This window comes from Chryseobacterium sp. X308, from assembly GCF_020733145.1.
Classification (GTDB): domain Bacteria; phylum Bacteroidota; class Bacteroidia; order Flavobacteriales; family Weeksellaceae; genus Chryseobacterium; species Chryseobacterium cupriresistens.
In genome coordinates, this window is the sequence record NZ_JAJFZH010000027.1 from 17771 (window position 1) to 35794 (window position 18024).

16 protein-coding genes are annotated in these 18024 nt (G+C 36.6%); 7 read left to right on the forward strand and 9 right to left on the reverse strand.

The annotated features are described in order from the left end of the window. The first annotated feature begins 1 nt into the window (after nt 1). The 5 genes from LIV57_RS20445 to LIV57_RS20465 all read left to right on the forward strand — a co-directional run bounded on the left by LIV57_RS20445 (nt 2) and on the right by LIV57_RS20465 (nt 6309). Nucleotides 2–853, forward strand: a complete 852-nt coding sequence (locus tag LIV57_RS20445) for a PAAR-like protein (RefSeq protein ID WP_202839562.1) — start codon at nt 2–4, stop codon at nt 851–853. Between the two features lie 3 nt (nt 854–856). Then, a complete protein-coding gene (locus LIV57_RS20450; RefSeq protein WP_227944074.1) occupies nt 857–3523 on the forward strand; it encodes a glycoside hydrolase family 19 protein in 2667 nt (888 codons plus the stop codon). A gap of 10 nt (nt 3524–3533) precedes the next feature. Then, nucleotides 3534–4682 (forward strand): SH3 domain-containing protein, encoded by a 1149-nt coding sequence (locus LIV57_RS20455; protein ID WP_227944076.1) that lies wholly within the window; start codon nt 3534–3536, stop codon nt 4680–4682. A 13-nt stretch (nt 4683–4695) separates the two neighbouring features. Then, complete coding sequence (locus LIV57_RS20460; protein ID WP_227944077.1) at nt 4696–5229, forward strand: hypothetical protein; 534 nt, start codon at nt 4696–4698, stop codon at nt 5227–5229. A 237-nt stretch (nt 5230–5466) separates the two neighbouring features. Next, complete coding sequence (locus LIV57_RS20465; RefSeq protein ID WP_137905854.1) at nt 5467–6309, forward strand: prephenate dehydrogenase; 843 nt, start codon at nt 5467–5469, stop codon at nt 6307–6309. Between the two features lie 108 nt (nt 6310–6417). Here LIV57_RS20465 and LIV57_RS20470 read toward each other — a convergent pair whose 3' ends face one another. From LIV57_RS20470 to LIV57_RS20500, 7 genes are all read right to left on the reverse strand, one after another. Next, on the reverse strand, nt 6418–7836 hold the full coding sequence (locus LIV57_RS20470; protein WP_227944078.1) for an L-serine ammonia-lyase: 1419 nt from the start codon (nt 7834–7836) through the stop codon (nt 6418–6420). Between the two features lie 100 nt (nt 7837–7936). Next, nucleotides 7937–9280 (reverse strand): ammonium transporter, encoded by a 1344-nt coding sequence (locus LIV57_RS20475; RefSeq protein ID WP_227944079.1) that lies wholly within the window; start codon nt 9278–9280, stop codon nt 7937–7939. Between the two features lie 84 nt (nt 9281–9364). Continuing rightward, entirely contained in the window at nt 9365–10030 is a 666-nt protein-coding gene (locus LIV57_RS20480) for an alpha/beta hydrolase (protein WP_227944080.1), read from the reverse strand. Nucleotides 10031–10145: 115 nt separating this feature from the next. After that, on the reverse strand, nt 10146–10772 hold the full coding sequence (locus LIV57_RS20485; protein WP_062671303.1) for a YceI family protein: 627 nt from the start codon (nt 10770–10772) through the stop codon (nt 10146–10148). A 78-nt stretch (nt 10773–10850) separates the two neighbouring features. Continuing rightward, entirely contained in the window at nt 10851–11417 is a 567-nt protein-coding gene (locus LIV57_RS20490; protein ID WP_202839591.1) for a YceI family protein, read from the reverse strand. A gap of 143 nt (nt 11418–11560) precedes the next feature. Further along, nucleotides 11561–12610: a glucokinase gene (locus tag LIV57_RS20495; RefSeq protein WP_110009214.1), complete on the reverse strand. Its 1050-nt coding sequence runs from the start codon at nt 12608–12610 to the stop codon at nt 11561–11563. 116 nt (nt 12611–12726) lie between these two features. Beyond that, on the reverse strand, nt 12727–13290 hold the full coding sequence (locus LIV57_RS20500; protein ID WP_202839593.1) for a hypothetical protein: 564 nt from the start codon (nt 13288–13290) through the stop codon (nt 12727–12729). Between the two features lie 408 nt (nt 13291–13698). Here LIV57_RS20500 and LIV57_RS20505 point away from each other — a divergent pair, with 408 nt between their 5' ends. Further along, on the forward strand, nt 13699–15078 hold the full coding sequence (locus LIV57_RS20505; RefSeq protein WP_227944081.1) for a DUF1800 family protein: 1380 nt from the start codon (nt 13699–13701) through the stop codon (nt 15076–15078). A gap of 166 nt (nt 15079–15244) precedes the next feature. Beyond that, on the forward strand, nt 15245–16429 hold the full coding sequence (locus LIV57_RS20510; protein ID WP_227944082.1) for a DUF1501 domain-containing protein: 1185 nt from the start codon (nt 15245–15247) through the stop codon (nt 16427–16429). 287 nt (nt 16430–16716) lie between these two features. Here the strand turns inward: LIV57_RS20510 and LIV57_RS20515 are convergent, their stop codons facing one another. Together LIV57_RS20515 and LIV57_RS20520 are read right to left on the reverse strand one after the other, a co-directional pair. Beyond that, a complete protein-coding gene (locus LIV57_RS20515) occupies nt 16717–16854 on the reverse strand; it encodes a hypothetical protein (RefSeq protein ID WP_167348772.1) in 138 nt (45 codons plus the stop codon). 105 nt (nt 16855–16959) lie between these two features. Then, a complete protein-coding gene (locus LIV57_RS20520) occupies nt 16960–17979 on the reverse strand; it encodes a helix-turn-helix transcriptional regulator (RefSeq protein WP_227944083.1) in 1020 nt (339 codons plus the stop codon). Nucleotides 17980–18024 lie beyond the last annotated feature (45 nt).

Below are 18024 nucleotides of genomic sequence, written 5' to 3' on the forward strand. Positions count from 1 at the left end.
TATGAAAAATTATGTCACACAAAAAGGCGATACTTTCAGTTCTCTGGCCCGGCAGTTTAAGCTGAAAAATGAAGGTATTTTAAAAACTTACCATAATCTCCACTGTCCGCCGGAAGATGTCATGCAGGAACCTGTTCCGGGAAAAACGATTTTGATTCCGGAAGATCCACAGCTCATGGCTGAGGAAACAGAACCTCAAAGTATAGCTGCATCTTCTCAGGAGGAATCTACAGAAAATGTAGGTTCTGATGAAGAAAATTCAACGGAAGAAACCCCACAAAATGAAGTGCAGCCATCCGGAAAAACGGAACAACAAAGTGATAAACAAGAAAAGGAGGATCAAAAAGAAGACAGTGGTTCCAGTCCTCATGAAGGAAAATATTTCATTGTGCAGAAAGGAACCGTGCAATGTAATCAGGGATTTAAATTTCCAAAATTTAAAGTGACCAGCCATCAGAAACACTACTGGAATGATGAAGAAGGAAACGCTGATTATCTGGCCGTAACAGAGGATGATCTTCAGCTCGATCCTGCGGCACAGCCGTTTGGACAATGCAAACTCAAGCCAAGTTCGGGAGGATATCTTCCGTGTGCTTATGCTCCAGCCGGAAAGTGGCAGAAGACATATGAAAAAGTAAAAGTGATGGGGAAAAGCTGTCTTACGGAAATCTCAGAACTCATGTGCAGTACGGGAGGGAAAATTACCATCCTCAAACACGGACAGCAAAGCGAAGTCGGTAAAAGCCAGGTTGCCAAAGCAAGTACGCAGGAACAGCAGGTTTATAATCCCGTTGTGGATTTTGATGAATTCAAGGAAGATACAAGAGATACAGACCAACTTTATTATAGCTAAGCCATGACAGGAACTATTATCGGGAATCAGAATCCTCTGGTAGGAACAACCTATACCTACGAAATAAAACCTTCAGGACTTTCATTTGGTCTTAAAGGTGATTATGAATGGTATCTTTTTAAGAAACAAAAGAACGGAAGCTGGAAAGACATCACCGGAAAGCCCAAGACAGGTGAAAAGGTGACGTACAACTTTGGGGAAATAGCGCTGGGAATAGAGTTTCAAATGAAAGTCTATGAAACTAAAAAAGGAATTTTACCTGGTCTTCCCTCTACCAGAGAACTGGCTGGAAGCTGTGTATTAATACCAACAAGCAACAAAGTTCCGAAGATTGATAAAGTAGTACTCTTCAACAGAGGAGCAAAAGACGTCAATAGAGCCAGCTACCGTGATACTCTTATTGCACAGGCTCATTGTATTGCGATGTTTAATAAAGAAATTGAGTTTCACCTTTGGGAAGATGACGCTCCTGGAAAAGGGCACGATGCCAATATTAACAAAAACAACCGTCACACCCGCAGCTATAAGGCTCGCGTCAATGAAAAAGGGATTGCAGAAGTGTCAATACCTCTGATGTCTGATGAAAAAATCCTTCGTCAGATGGCCAATCAGTTTCTGATGAAAGGTGACAGGAATGAAGGCGCGAATCATGAATATTATGTTACAGCCACTTATTCAGGGCAAATTCAGGGAGCCAGCCAGGTGAATGTAGCTGTAGCCAATCCGGATTATAAAGGACAGCCTCAAAATCAGCCCAACCCCAAGTCGCAACCTGAAAAACACACGCCAAAATTCCCGGCCGGACAAGGAGGTGGTCCCAAACAGCCGGATCCTAAAGGCAATATTATAGAAGCTGTTTTCATTGATGATACAGGAAAAGAGCTTTCCAAAGTTGCTGTAGGAGATAAAGTAAGGGTAAGAATCCACTCTAAAAATATGGTGGGAAAACACATCCAATATGTAGTCTGGGAATATGATACCACTTCCAATGATGAAGTTTACAGAAGCGGAAATATTAAAATTCCTGCCGATGTATGTGATACTTCAGGATTTGTCATTACCAAAGACATTTTCGGAAAAGGAATAGACTCTCCTATCGGCGATCCGGATTCCGATACACAAAATTATTTCATCGAAATTATCTCCAAAGATCTTTCTGCAGAATCTCAGAAATTTGGGGTAAATTCGGAAGGACTGATGCAGGTGGAGAAGGTGAAAAGTGCGGCGGGGGTACAAAAAACGCAAGATCCCAAACCAGAAAATGGAAAATGTCCGAATTGTGAGAAGGATATAACCTTAGAACAAATTAAATCAATATGTGTAAGTAAAAAAAATAAAAATGGTAGCGAAACATGTCTTATAAAAGATGACTCACTTATTAAAGCTGCATTACCATTTCTAAATAGTTATAGAAAAAAAGCTGACATAAATACTTGTATTACCAAAGCACATTTTATCGCTCAACTATGCCAAGAATCTAAATTTTATGATTTACAAGAAGCTTTCAGGTACAGAGACCCTGAAAGAATGAGAAAATTATTTTTTTCTTATTTTAAGCAGTTTGGTAGTTTAGAAAAGCAACGTGCAGAAGCTAAAAGACTTTCAGATTTATCTTTAGATTCTAAAAATTGGAAAACTGTAGCAAATGCAATTTATGGAAAAACTCATCCAAATGGTAAAAATAATACTGATAAAGATGATGGTTGGCGATATAGTGGAAAAGGATTCAAACAAATTACTTGGAGGGATAATTATTTAAATATACAGAAAACTGCAAAAAATATATTTGAAAAAAATGTTACTTGGGTAGATAATGATAATCCATATAAATTAGTGAATTCCTCTGAGGATTCCATGCTATCTGCACTGGCATTTTGGAAACGAGGTAATATCAGTGGTAAGGCCACAGAAATAAGTGATGAGGCGGTAACAAATGTCACCTCACTTGTCAATCCCGCTTTAGTGGGTTTAGATGAACGAAAAAGATTCTTCAAAAAAGCTGTAGAAATACTGCAAGTAGATAAATGCAAACCTAAAGGAAAAGTAAATAATGGTAAGGAAGATGGAACTGTTGTTGTTGTTTCTGGTACAGATACAAAAATAGAAAATGATGCTTTTAAACCTACAGAGTTTTCATGGAAAATGTATAAAACAAGCGTCTACAAAAATATGAGTTTAAACACATATTATAATTTAGAAAAAAACAATAAATTACCTGAGGCAGACTATGTAACTTATTTAAGTAGAGATACACATCAGACTTCTACTAGTAAAGGAAAAATTTTAAAACATTCAGATAAGAGATTTGGCACCTATAATGAAATTCCACCAGGAGAATACTATCTTGTACCAGGTGTTTCCGGACAAAAATATAAAATATATGTAATTGATTCTGAAAGTAAATCAGCTTCTGCTGAAAATGGTATTGACGGACCTGATGGTACACGAGGAGGAGTAGCTTTACACCATTATACTCCACGTTTTTCTGTTGGATGTTTTACGTTTAATTCAGGAAATGATACAAGTCCTGTTCAAAAATTAATTGACAACTTACCAGACTTGCCATTAAATGATAAGAAACCTGTCCGTTTTATTGTTAAGGAAAGAAAGGTGAAAGAATCTACATGGAGCAACTCCAGCTTTGGAACTAAAAAATGGACAGGAATTTAAAAAAAAGAAAATGAAAAATATTACAGCTTACCTCTTAGCAGGCTTGTCTCTTTTCATATCATGTAATGGGCAAGAAAATAAATCACAAAAAATTAAAGAAACAAAAAAAGATATGAACTCTTTAAAAACAGCACCCTATAATATTACAGATGAAGGAGACGGCACAAAATCAAACTATGATGACCTGTCTCCTGAATTTATCAATAAAGCGAAAAAAATATTAGAGCAAAGAAAATTTCAATTTCCTGATGAAAATACCTTTAATCAAAAAATTTTGGATATATTTTCTTTCAATTTGAAAGATTATAAAAATTCCATAATTGCTTTACGTCCGGCAATGTTTCCAGAGGTAGCTATTAAAGAAAATAAATTTATTTTCATTCAGGATGCTGGTGCTGCCGAACCAGAGTTTATGAATCCTGACTTGTTGTATCATTTTAATTCTTATATATTTTATAATACTCCCGTATCTTATGTTTGGCTGCAAACAAACAATTCCAGTCTTTTATACGATTTAGTTGTTTACTATGGATACAATAAGGATAAAAAGCTTGTAGAATCAGTATTTAAAAAATTCGATTTTAATAGTCTTTCCGATATGGAGCAGTTAATTTTTATAGATTCTGGCGGGTATAAAAAATTGAAAAAACAAATATTTGACGACATAGAAACTATTATTTATAAAGGTAAAGTTGAAGACTTTTCTTATGCTAAAGAAGGTGATGGTTATTTAAGAATAGGTGATATTATAAGTAAAATATCATCATCTCCAAAAGAATATTTTGAACCTGAAAAAACAATATCTTATTTATTTGAGAGAGAATTAAGAGTTGGAATACAAGGTGATATTGAGAGCTATTTAAATAAAAATCCAACATATAAATCAAATCTGGAAAAAAATAAATTTTATGATTTACCTACTTTAAAAGACTATGTGAAATACATTTACCAAAAAGAAAGTAATACCAATTTTATCATTCAGGATAGTGATGGTTTTACCAATCTAAGGAAGGAGAAAAACTCTTCTTCCCAAATCCTGGAAAAAATCAACACAGGTGAAGAAGTTGAAGTTTTAGACCAAAACGGAGATTGGTGGTTAGTGGTTTCTAAGGCAGGTAAAAAAGGATATGTTCATAAAAGTAGAATAAAATCTGAATAAATAACTTAATCAAATGGTGAAACTCTTTTCAATTCTATTGTTAACAATATTCTTTTCATGTAATCTTAAACAGGAGAATTCAAATAAACTTGGAAATTTTCCTATTGATTTTAAACCGGAACAATTAAACTGTACTGGTGAAAAATACGACTCAAATCAATGTTCTGATAGAGACAATAATTTATCAATTTCTTTTAATAGAAATGCAATCCTATTTACCAGTAATAATAAAAATTACATTGATAAATCAAATAGTTCAAGTGATCTAGGATATGAAACTTTCTTATTTAAAAACAATGATGAAAAAGTAATTTTAATAGACAATTTTTTAGAAAATGGTCACCTATTTCTTATTTATTATGTTAACAATAACAGTATAAAATTCTTAGGAAAGAAAGAAATTACAAACACTACAGATCAAAATCCAAATTATAGTTTTAGAATTGAAAAAAGGGATACTATAATAGATATATTTTTAAATACAAAACTTAAAAATATATCATTTGATATAAAAAAGGCAATTGATCTTAATATTAATGAAATTTAAAAAATTACAGATCCTAAAAAACATCATCAAAAAAACAATTCATCCCAGCTCCAGATAATTTAGAAAAGAAAATTTCGTCTCATTAAAAAAATATTTATACCTTTGCTCTGTGATTTTTAACAACGGAACATATTATTATAGAATTTTTACCTCAGCTCTGGGATAGGGATTCTTATGAATATAATTTAAAACCTCGTCCTAGGGACGAGGTTTTTTTATTTTAAAAAATGTAAAAAGATGAAAATAAGTATTATTGGAGTGGGATTAATCGGTGGTTCGATGGCTTTGAAATTAAGAGAAAAAAACCTGGCCAGCTTCATCTACGGAATCGATAACAATACACAGCATATCAGTGACGCACTGGAACTTAAAATCATTGATGCAGGAGTAGATCTTGAACATGGAATTAAAAATTCGGATCTGATTATTCTTGCTATTCCTGTAGATGCTGCACGAAAACTATTGCCTTCTGTTCTGGATCTTGTGTCTGACCAGCAGACGGTAATGGATGCAGGTTCCACCAAAGCAGGCATTGTACATGCGGTAAAAAACCACCCGAAACGGTCAAGATTTGTGGCGTTCCACCCGATGTGGGGAACGGAAAACAACGGTCCAAAATCCGCTATTGCTGAAAGTTTCTCGGGAAAAGCTGGTGTCATCTGCAACAAAGAAGAATCGGCAGACGATGCTCTGGCTACCGTTGAAAAAGTAGTCAATGCTCTCGATATGCATATGATTTATATGAATGCAGAAGATCATGATGTTCATACTGCTTATATTTCCCATATCTCCCATATTACATCTTACGCCCTTGCCAATACCGTATTGGAAAAAGAACGTGAAGAAGAAACGATTTTCCAGCTTGCCAGTTCCGGTTTTTCAAGTACCGTTCGTCTTGCCAAGTCGCATCCGGAAATGTGGGTTCCTATCTTTAAGCAAAACAAAGAAAATGTACTGGACGTTCTGAACGAACATATCACTCAGCTCAGAAAATTCAAATCTGCGCTTGAAAAAGAAAACTATGAATATCTGGAAGAATTGATTTCCAACGCCAACAGAATCAGAGGAATTTTAAGATAAAAATCCTTATACGATACTAAAAGCCCGACGGTTTTTACTTTTATTTTATTAAGAAACCCTTAGTCATAGTGGCTAAGGGTTTTATATTTTGAAATAAAATGATTTCTATTAACATTCCGGAACGTTGACTGCAATGGCCAGTCCGCCTTCCGAAGTTTCTTTAAAACGGTCACTCATCGACTGAGCGGTTTCCCACATGGTCAGAATCACTTCATCCAATGTTACTTTTGCTTTCGTGGGATCACTTTCCAGTGCAATATTGGCTGCCGTAATGGCTTTCATCGCGCCCATCGTATTCCTTTCAATACATGGAATCTGTACCAGCCCTTTAATTGGATCGCAGGTTAATCCAAGGTGATGTTCCATCGCAATTTCTGCCGCCATCAATACCTGTCCTACACTTCCTCCTAAGATTTCTGTAAGTCCGGCTGCTGCCATTGCAGAAGATACTCCGATTTCCGCCTGACATCCTCCCATCGCTGCAGAAATAGTTGCATTTTTCTTGAATAAGGTCCCGATTTCTCCTGCTACAAGCAAGAATCTTATAATATCCTCCTCACTCGTAAATGGGGTAAATGCCTGAGAATACATCAATACCGCCGGAATAACTCCACTTGCGCCATTGGTAGGTGCGGTAATAATTCTTCCGAAGCTTGCATTCTCTTCATTCACAGCCAGTGCAAAGCAGGCAATCCATTTGTTGATATTTGTAAAGTTCTCTTCAGCGTCTACCACCTGCTGAAACCATTCGTCTTTGTTTTTATAGATTTTATCTCCGAGCAGCTTTCTGTTGATCCCTGCGGCTCTACGAGAAACATTCAGTCCGCCAGGAAGAACTCCTTCCTTATTGACACCTTTGTAGATACATTCTTTGATCTGCTTCCAGATATAAAGTGCTTCCTGCCTAGTTTCCTCCTGGGTTCTCCAGCTTTCTTCATTCATGAAAATCAAATCTGACATTTTATCAAATCCCAGCTTTTCACAATATTTTGCAATATCTGAAGCTTTATGACAAGGATACAGCGTACGTACACACTGCTTCTGAATAGAGTTTTTTTCCTGGCTGGCAATGAAACCGCCACCTACAGAATAAAAATCCTGCACGAGTTCAGTTCCGTCTTCGAAAACAGCTCTGAAGATCATTCCGTTCGGATGAAAATCAAGGCTCTTTTTCATGTTTAAAACCAAATGATGTCCGTAAATGAATGGAATTACCTTTTCACCACCAAGGTTAATGGTTTGAGTACTCTTGATGTAATCTATCTTTTCATCAATTTTTGAAGTATTGATCGTTTTAAAATCTTCTCCATTCAACCCAAGCATTCCCGCAATATCAGTTCCGTGCCCGATTCCCGTTTTTGCGAGTGAGCCAAAGAATTCAAGAAAAACCTCTTTAACTTCTTCTATTGATCTTTCTCTTTTTATAATCCTGATAAATGCTGCTGCTGCGTTCCAGGGTCCCATCGTGTGTGAACTGGACGGACCTATTCCTACTTTAATAATTTCAAAAACCGATATTGATTCCATAAATGATTCGTCATTTTCCTCAGAAACAAAGATACATGATAAATCCTGAAATATACCTTCAAATTTTTAATGATATCAACATATCATCACAATATAAAAGCTATTGCAGGCATTCTTCATGCTGCGAAAGATCAAGCCCTTTATTTTCAGACTCTTCAGAAACTCTTAATGTGATCATGGAATCGGTAAGTTTATATAAAATTAATGAACCTAAAAAAGTAAAAACAGAAACCAAAACAAGGGCTGCCATATGATGAAGAAAAACATCAACCCCGCCATGAAGCAGACTTGCATTTTCACCATGAGCAAAAATGGCGGTAAGAATCATTCCCATAATCCCTCCTACTCCATGGCAGGCAAAAACATCGAGGGTATCATCTACTTTTTTTAAAACCTTCCAGTTCACCATCAGATTGGAAACGATAGCTGTAATAAATCCGATAAAAAGGCTTTCCTGAATGCTTACAAAACCGCACCCTGGAGTAATAGCTACCAATCCTACTACAGCTCCTATACAGGCTCCTAAGGCCGATACACTTCTCCCATTGATTCTGTCAAAAAAGATCCAGGTCATCATCGCTGAAGCAGAAGCAATGGTAGTTGTTCCAAAAGCGGTAGCCGCAGATGCAGAAGCACTCAAAGCAGATCCGGCATTAAATCCGAACCATCCGAACCACAGCATTCCTGTTCCCAGAAGCACATACGGAATATTGGACGGCTCATGGTGAGGATTCTTCCTGTTTCCTACCACCAAAGCTCCGGCAAGTGCAGCAAAACCGGCACTCATATGTACAACGGTTCCCCCTGCAAAGTCTTTTACCCCGAAATATTTGTTTAAAAGACCATCAGGATGCCACACCATATGACAAAGCGGCGTATAAATAAATATACTGAAAAGAACAATGAACAATAAATAAGATATAAAACGAACCCTTTCTGCAAAAGATCCGGTAATAATAGCCGGAGTAATAACAGCAAATTTCATCTGAAACAAGGCAAAAAGAATAAAAGGAATCGTGGGAGCCATCAGTTTATGAGGTAGATTTCCTACTCCTTTAAAAAATGGATAACTGAGTGGATTTCCAATGATACCGTAATGCTTTCCGGCAATTGTAATCCCAATAGATTCGCCGAAGGACAGAGAAAACCCTACAACCACCCAAACCATGGAGATAACGCCTAAGGCAATAAAACTCTGCAGCATGGTAGAAATTACATTTTTCCTTCCGACCATTCCTCCGTAAAAAAAGGAAAGCCCTGGCGTCATGAGCAAAACAAGTCCCGCCGCGGCCAGAATCCAGGCAACATCAGCGCCGACAATTTTATCTTCACTTAAAAATTCCCTTGTATCAGGAATATCGGCAGCCGGATTCCAGAATAAACCACCAATGGCAACGATTGCGATAACAGAGAATGAAACGATCCATTTTAATCCTACTTTCATAAAATTTATATTTAACCCTATCAAATTTAAATATAAATTCCATAAAAACTACACTTTTAAATCAAACACCCCTAAAAAAAACATTTAATCCGTAACTTTTTCAGTTTTTTCAGAAAAAATCTCTGCCAGTATTTTGGAAACTTCTTTGGATTTAGTGGCCGGAAAAAGATGTGTTCCTCCTTTCACCACATAATTCGGATTTGAATAGCGGATGGGAAAAACAATGTCTTTATCACCTAATATCTGAATGACATTGGGATTCTCTTCAAATTTCCATTCGGAAACTTTTTCTACGGACCATTTGAGGTAATAAGGGTCTCTTACTTTAAAATATTGAAGGAGTTTCGGGTTTTTAGGATCAAAAAGCTTTCGGACAACGGCATATACATTGGCTGCTTTGTCGTTGAACAAACCTACAGGCAGTATTCTTGGAATTTTTGTAATCTCACCTGTCCTGATGAATCTGGATTTTTCCCTGTCCGATTTTATACTTCCCAGAATCACTACTTTTTCTGCAGGTTTCAATTGATTGATCTCCTGCACAATAATTCCTCCGAAAGAATACCCCAACAAATAGAAAGGCTCGGAATCGTCTACTTTCTCTGCCATTCTTTTAACATAGGCATCGAAAGGCTCATTTTTTTCAGGAATAAGCCAGTCTATAAAAATCAATTCACAGTGTTTGGGAAACTCTATTCTTTCAAGAACCTTGAAGTCTGCTCCCAGACCGCTTACGATATAAATTTTCATACCACTAATTTATAAAAAATACAGAAACAAGAGAAGTGCGGGATCAGATCTTTATATAAGGAAAATAAAAAAAGCAGTCCTCACGAACTGCTCTTCTGTATCAATAGAATATATTTTACTTTTTCTTTTTCGGAACTCTATTCTCGTTATCCAGCATTTCTGTAGAAACTTTAAACTGAATGTCCATTTCGTTTTTAATGAAATAATCTTTCAATGAAGACTGATAGAATACCTTAAAGTCTCTTCTGTTCAGGGAGAACTTCGCAGATTCAATAGAAGTTGTGAACTGGGTAACGTATACATTCGCAGGGAACGAGATTGTTTTTCTTACTCCTTTAAGGGTAAGATCACCGTATACTGTAGAATTGTATTCACTGTTTGCTAAAGGAATAATTTTAGTCAAATGGAATTTTGCAATGGGGAATTTTTTTACTTCAAAGAAGTTTGAGCTTTTCAGATCATTAGTAAGCTTGATCTGATCTTCATCAGAAACATCTCCCGCCATCATACTTCTCATATCGATAATAAACTCTCCATCTACCAGGACCGTATGGTCAAAGTTAAATTTTCCACTTTTCAGCTTTACTGTTCCTGAGTGGGAAGTTTCTTCAGTTTTTACCACTTTATACCCCCACCATCTGATCTCTGATGAAGTCACTTTTGACACTTTATCAAATTTCTTCTGGGCAGAAACAAATGACATGCTTGCGCACACCATAGCAAACAATAGTAATCTTTTCATTCTTTTTTATTTACAATTCAACAAAAATAAAAAAAAGTGTAGAACTTCTACACTTTTAATAATCTTTTTTTGATTAATTTATTGAGCAGTTACCTTTACAAGCATATCAATATCATCTTTCACAAAAACGTCCTGCATAGTAGACTTGTAAGCTACATCAAACTTCTGTCTGTCGAAAGAGAATTTGTTGGATACTAAACTTACTACTCCTTTGCTGTAAGAAATCTTCGCAGGGAAAGAGATCGGGCTGGTTTTTCCTTTTACAGTAAGGTTTCCTGTTACAAGAGAATTGTAGATTTTATCATTGTTTTTCTTTACTCCTGTAATTTTGAACGTTGCTGTTGGGAATTTTTCAACCTCAAAGAAGTCACCATTCTTAAGATGTCCGTTTAATTTCTGCTGGTATTCTCCTGTAAGGTCAGTAGAACTGATAGTAGTCATATCCAATACGAAGCTTCCGCCTACCAATTGGTTTCCTTTCATTACCATATCTCCGGACTTCACTTTTACAGTACCGTCGTGAGAGCTGGCCTCAGATTTTGCTACTTTGTATCCCCACCAGTGTACATCAGATGCTACTACTTTTTTTGACTGTCCGAACGCTAAACCTCCGGCTAAAACTGCTAATAAAAATATTTTTTTCATTGAATAGAGTTGTTTACTTATTTAACAATACAAAGGTAGGTATCTTATTCAATAGATTTCATTGATGTATATCAATAAAATTTATAATTTTCATGAATAATATCATCCCATAAAAAAACTCCGAATTTCTTCGGAGCTTTATTTTATACCTGATAGTAAGCCGTATAAAGTGCTATACCATTTAATGCAGTGTGGTTTTGCTTGACCAGATAGATCGGAATGTTTTTAAGCATTTCCTCCATTTTATCACTGATCTTGAATTTCTCATAGAATTTCCCCTTATCGATATATTCTGCAATCATCTGTGGAATATCGCCGGCAATCAGTAATCCTCCGGTAGCTTTTAATTTTAATGTTAAGTTATTAGCCTCTCTAGCCAGGAACTCAAGGAAGGTATCCAAAGCGATTCTGCAGATCAGTACATTTTCCTCAACAGCCGCTTTATAAAGTTCTTCTACAAAATTTCCCTGCGCAAGACGTTCTCCTAACCATTCCGGTTCCGGATGTCTTTTCACATCTCTCAGGAATCTGTAAATATTGAATAACCCTGACTTAGATAACACATTTTCCCAGCTTACAATACCATAGATATTATTTAAGAACTGGTAAAATTCAACTTCTACGTTGGTTCTTGGTGAAAATTCTGAGTGCCCTCCTTCTGTTGCGAAAGGTCTCAGGTATTTTCCGTCAAAGAAATATCCGGCTTCTCCTAATCCGTTTCCGGGAGCCAGAACTGCTACATTTCCTTTTTCAAGGTGTCCGCTTGTATAGATCGCTTCAAGATGATTATCTTCAAGAAGAGCCATTCCATAAGCAGAAGCCTCCAGGTCATTCAGCATATCAACTCTTTCAAACCCGAAATCGCGGGTATATTCGGCAATATCTAAATGCCAACCTAATCTTGCAGGACTGCTTTTCCCGTCCAATACAGGACCTGGCACTGCCATTCCCAGACGTTTTACATTTTCAAGCTGATTATCCTGAATAAACTTCTTTAAAATATCTGAAAAGGAAGCATATTCTTTGGTTGCATATGTATTTTCTACTTTTATCTCAAGACCTCCGTTCCCGGAAACAAAATAGCCTAAGATTGTTATATCTTCACGGAGACTTGCTCCAATGATAGAAACACTATCATTATTACTGTTCTCTACTCCTGGTAAATAAAGTGGAAATTTTGGATTCAGAATCATAACCTCAAATTTTACCAAATATAATAATTGTTTTTGTAAATCCTGCACAGAACAAAAAAACCTTTTCACTTTCGTGAAAAGGTTTTGGTTAATAATTGTTTATATATTAAATCTAACTACTTTCCTAATGGAATATTGTAACCGAATCCTACCCCGATATTCCCCACATTATAGTCCTGACCTGGCAAATCTCCTTTAGTACCTACAAAAACCTTTTGGTATTGTACGAAGAAGTTCCAGTCTCTGTTGTGGTATCCGATCTCCGGTTTAAGGTAGAAGCCTCCGCCTGCTCTTTCAACATTAGTATTGGATGCTACTGCTTTATCTCCAACCAAAAATCCGTATCCTAAATCAGTTCCGAAATAGAAACCGGTTTGTTTTGGATAAATTCTGATTAAAGCTGCTACAGGAACTACTCCTACATCATTGTTTTTATATCCGTTGTTGTCTTTTCCAAAATAATGAGTATATCCTGATGCGATACCCAGCCCAAATCCCGGTGTAATCAGATTCTGGTAAGCTACATCCACTCCTACTGCTGCAGAAAGGTTATCTGCGGGAACTGCTAAACCAACATTTGCACCTACCTTGATCATATTGTTCATTTGAGCACTTTGGGCGCTTGCGATACCAGCTGTTAAAATACCAGCCAGTACTATTGCTTGTTTAAACATTTTCATAACTCTAATTTTTTAATTTTACTAAACAAGAGGATGTAAAAATCATGCCAAGCAAAGGTTTCTATTTGATTTTAACATTAATAAAATTTATAAAATTATGATTATCAATACTTTAATTTTAACAAAAATTAAATATTTGTTTAACAAAATTTATCAAAAACCAACCTCGAAAAGTGAATTATAGAAAAAAGAAAGGAGGCATGAAGATGGAAGCTGGAAGTAATAAGCTCTTGTATAAAAACTCACGTTTGTTATAATGAAAGTAAAGAGAAATTTCCCCTTCCTTTATACCATAACTCCCAGCTTCATTCTTCCAGCTTCCAGCCTAAAAACAATATTAACAATCCTTAACCCGTTATGAGTTTTAACCTTCTTCTCAGAATTACATCAAAAAATAAATTCTCCATGATGGCAGATTCATTAGTAAAAAACAAGCATCTTCTCTGGCGGGCAGGTTTTGGTGTTGGTATTCATCAAATTGATGATTTGAAAAATAAAAACACTAAAACGTTGATGAATGAATTATTTAAAGAAGAAAGCTTCAGCGAAATCACTTATGACACTCCTGATCCGGTTTCTGTGGCAGATTATATGAACAGTACGGCTCCTGCGGAAAAGAAAAAAGAAATGCAGCGGATCAACAGGGAACAAAATAACGAACTGAACCTGAATTTTCTGAACGCCATCGTTAACAGCAAGGAACAGATGAGGGAAAAGATGGCCTTTTTCTGGCATGGACATTTTGCTTCAAGAGTGATCAATCCAAAGTTCAACAAACAGCTTTTAAATACAATCAGGAAAAACGCACTCGGCAATTTCAGAGATCTGCTCTTTGAAGTAAGCCAGTCACCTGCCATGCTGAATTTTCTGAATAACCAACATAATAAAAAAGACCATCCTAATGAGAATTTTGCCCGTGAAGTGATGGAACTGTTTACCATGGGAAGAGGAAATTACACTGAAAAAGATGTAAGAGAAGGTGCCAGAGCTTTTACAGGATGGAGTTATGATAAAGAAGGGAATTTTAAAGAAAGAAAAAATCTCCATGATGAAGGCAGCAAAACTTTTTTAGGAAAAACAGGCAACTTTGACGGGAGCGATGTGCTCCATATGATTCTGGAACAAAAGACAACAGCTCAGTTTATTACCACAAAGATCTATAAGTTTTTTGTGAATGAAAAAGTGGATCAGGATATCGTCAATACACTCAGTACAAACTTCTACAATTCAGGATATGACATCAAAAAACTGATGACTGAGATCTTTTCAAGCACCTGGTTTTATGATCAGAAGAATATCGGAAACAGGATAAAATCACCTATAGAACTGATGGCCGGTATGATGCGAATCCTTCCTATGCATATTCAGAATCCTGAAAACCTCATCGTGTATCAGAAATTACTGGGGCAAATGCTGCTTTATCCGCCCAATGTAGCGGGATGGCCGAATGGAAAGGCATGGATTGACAGCTCTACTCTGATGCTCAGGCTTCAGATTCCGCAGATCTGGTCCGGACTCCGTCCTTTGGAATACAGTCCCCGCCAGGATGATGATATCGACATGGGAATGAAATCCCGTGAAACAGCTTTAAACAAAAGTTTTAAAAATCCCAATATCACCATCGACTGGCAGCGTATTGAAAAGATTTTCGCCCATAAAAACTGTGAAGATTATCTTCTGCAGAACACTCAGAGTCTGGATATGAATTCTGTAAGGAATTTTTCTGACAAGAGTATCAAAATGAATGTCATCAACCTGATGTCTACTCCGGAATACCAGTTATGTTAGGTAGGAGGTTTTAGGTTGCAGGTAGCAGGTAATAGCTGTCGCAGTATAACTTGGCTACCCCTGATTTATTTTTTGCTGCTATAAAAATATAATGCAGACCAGCCAATAACTTACAACCTGCTACCCGCTACCTTTCATCTGCCACCTTAACCCCAAAAACAAAATTATGCTAATCAAAAGAAGAGAATTCCTCAAAATAAGTTCCCTGGCTACGGCTTCTATGCTGATGCCTAATTTCTTAAAAGCGATGACGCTGGATGAAGCTTTGAATCCCAGTCAGAATATTCTGGTCGTTCTTCAGTTTACGGGTGGAAATGATGGTTTGAATACCATTATTCCGGCAAAAAATGATATTTATTTCAGGGAAAGAAAAACATTGGCCATACAGGATTCAATACCACTTACGGATGAAGCAGGGATTAATCCTTCTCTCTCCTATTTCAAAGAACTTTTTGATAACGGAGAGCTTTCTGTGATGAATAATGTAGGCTATCCCAACCCGGATAAGTCGCATTTCCGAAGCATGGATATCTGGCAGTCGGCAAGCAGAAGTGATCAGTTTCTGGAAACAGGCTGGCTGGGACGTTTTCTGGACGAAGAATGTTATCGCTGTGAACACCCAACTCAGGCGTTGGAAGTAGATGATATGCTTAGTCTGGCCCTAAAAGGTGAAAATAACAAAGCTTTTGCCTTTAAAGATCCCAAAAGACTGTATCAGACCAGCCAGGAGAAATATTTCAAATCTCTTTATGACCACCATCACGATGATGAAACGGTATCTTACCTTTATCAGACTTTAGGTTCTACCATTAATAATGCTGATTATATTTTTGAGAAGAGCAAAGCCAGAAAGACAGAGCAAATCTATCCCAGTTCTCAGCTGGGAAAAGACTTCAAAACGGTAGCTTCTTTAATAAAATCTGACATTAATACCCGGGTATACTATCTTTCGATCGGAAGTTTCGATACGCACGTCAACCAGAATGACCGGCAGAAAAAGTTATTCAATGATATCAATGAAGCGGTAAAATCATTTGTAGCAGACATGAAAAGTAATGGTCTTTTTAAAAATATCCTGTTAATGACATTTTCAGAGTTTGGCCGTCGTGTGGCACAGAATGCCAGCAACGGAACAGATCACGGGACCGCCAACCAGATGTTTTTTATCAGCGGAAACCTTAAGAAAAAAGGACTGTTAAATGCACTTCCTGATCTGCAGAATCTGAATGATGGCGATCTTATTTATAAGGAAGATTTCAGAAAAGTATACGCAACAATCCTGAAAAACTGGCTTAAAGCAGACTCCTCCAAAGTATTGGGATGGAAAGACGGGATCTATGACTTTGTGTAGGGAAACCGGGATTCCTGCGGAATGACACAATTGGAATGGTGATCTATCCACACAGCTTGTCATTCCGTAGGAATCCAGCCTTCTTTTCCCAAAAGCACAATCCTGCCCCTTACCTCAGCTGAAAACGCGAGAATTCCACTTCATCGGACGGGTGGCGAAAATTCAAAGAATTTTTGACGGGTTGGTTTTCAGCACTCATTAAAAAGATCCATTAACAACAAAAAAGAGACTGTACCTTGTTATGACAGTCTCTTTTCAATAATTTTAAATGTAAACTACTTTTACGTTTAAGCCGTAATCTGCTTTTTTTCGTTCTCTTTCTCTTCCTGTTTTTTATCTATCTTCTCAGATATTTTTTTTACGATATACTCTATCGCCAGCGGTGCTATGATTGCAATTAATGCTTTAAATATTCTTGATTTCATAATTAATTTGGTATTGTTAAGGTAATAATACAATTTCCAAGCCAAGATAAAATGTCAAAATAAATTATCTGCAATAACGCTTTATTAATCGTACATTAAAATAAGTTAGTTTTCCTCAGGAACAACCAGACTCTGATAGTTTTTACATCCTGCATTGAATTTTTCCTCCATCTTCAGCCGTAGTTTTTTAGGCTTGTGTACAACCAGGGAGTCTCCAAACCCAAGGAGCAATCTTTCCAGTTCATAATTGATCTGAACACATATTTTAAAAAGAGTTCCGTCATGATCTTCCTTTATGATCTCCTGACTTTTATGCAGCGGTTTTGTTTTCACATAAGGGGCATTTCCCGAATCTACCCAAAAGACTACATTCCTGGGATCCATTGATTCTGAAACAGTAACCCCAACAATATCTTTGAAGTATTCATCTCCATCCAGCTCCATGTCAATATATACAATACTGTCATCTGTTTCAATACTTTCCATTCTGTCCAGTGCCAGATTATACATTTTCTGTTTGTAAAGACAGATCAGAAACCAGCGGTTGTTGAATTCCTTCAGCAGCTGCGGATGTACTGTAAAAATATTAGATTCCCTTGCCGTAAAGCTTTTGTAAAGGATCTTCAGTACTTTTTTACTGGCAATACTTTCATACAGAATATCAATATGTTCCAATCCTTTTAGCTGTTCATTTTTATCCAGATGAATAATAGATTTCTGGCTGGTGGCATGAATAGAATCTTCCAGTTTCTGAATAACCCCATTCATTTCTTTGAACATAGAAAAGTCTTTAAATTGTTTTAAAATCTGAACTGCATTGTTCATTGCCTTCAGATCACTTTCATTCACAGAAATATTATGAATGCTGTACTCCGGATCACTGTAACGGTAGTATTTTCTTTCGTAAACTTCAATAGGAGCTTCATACCCGAATTTTTCACTCCGCATATTCTGAAGATCAAGCTGAACGGTTCTCTTACTTACATAAGATTCCTTTCCCTCAAATTCAAACAATGCTTCCGAGCATTCATCAATGAGATCTTCCAGCGTATATTTCCTGTATTTATTTTTAAGACATTTATCTAATGTTTTATACCTGATCAGAGCATTTTTATTGGATGACATACCTTAGTGTTTAATGATTGGTGTTTTAAATAAAAAATTACTTTT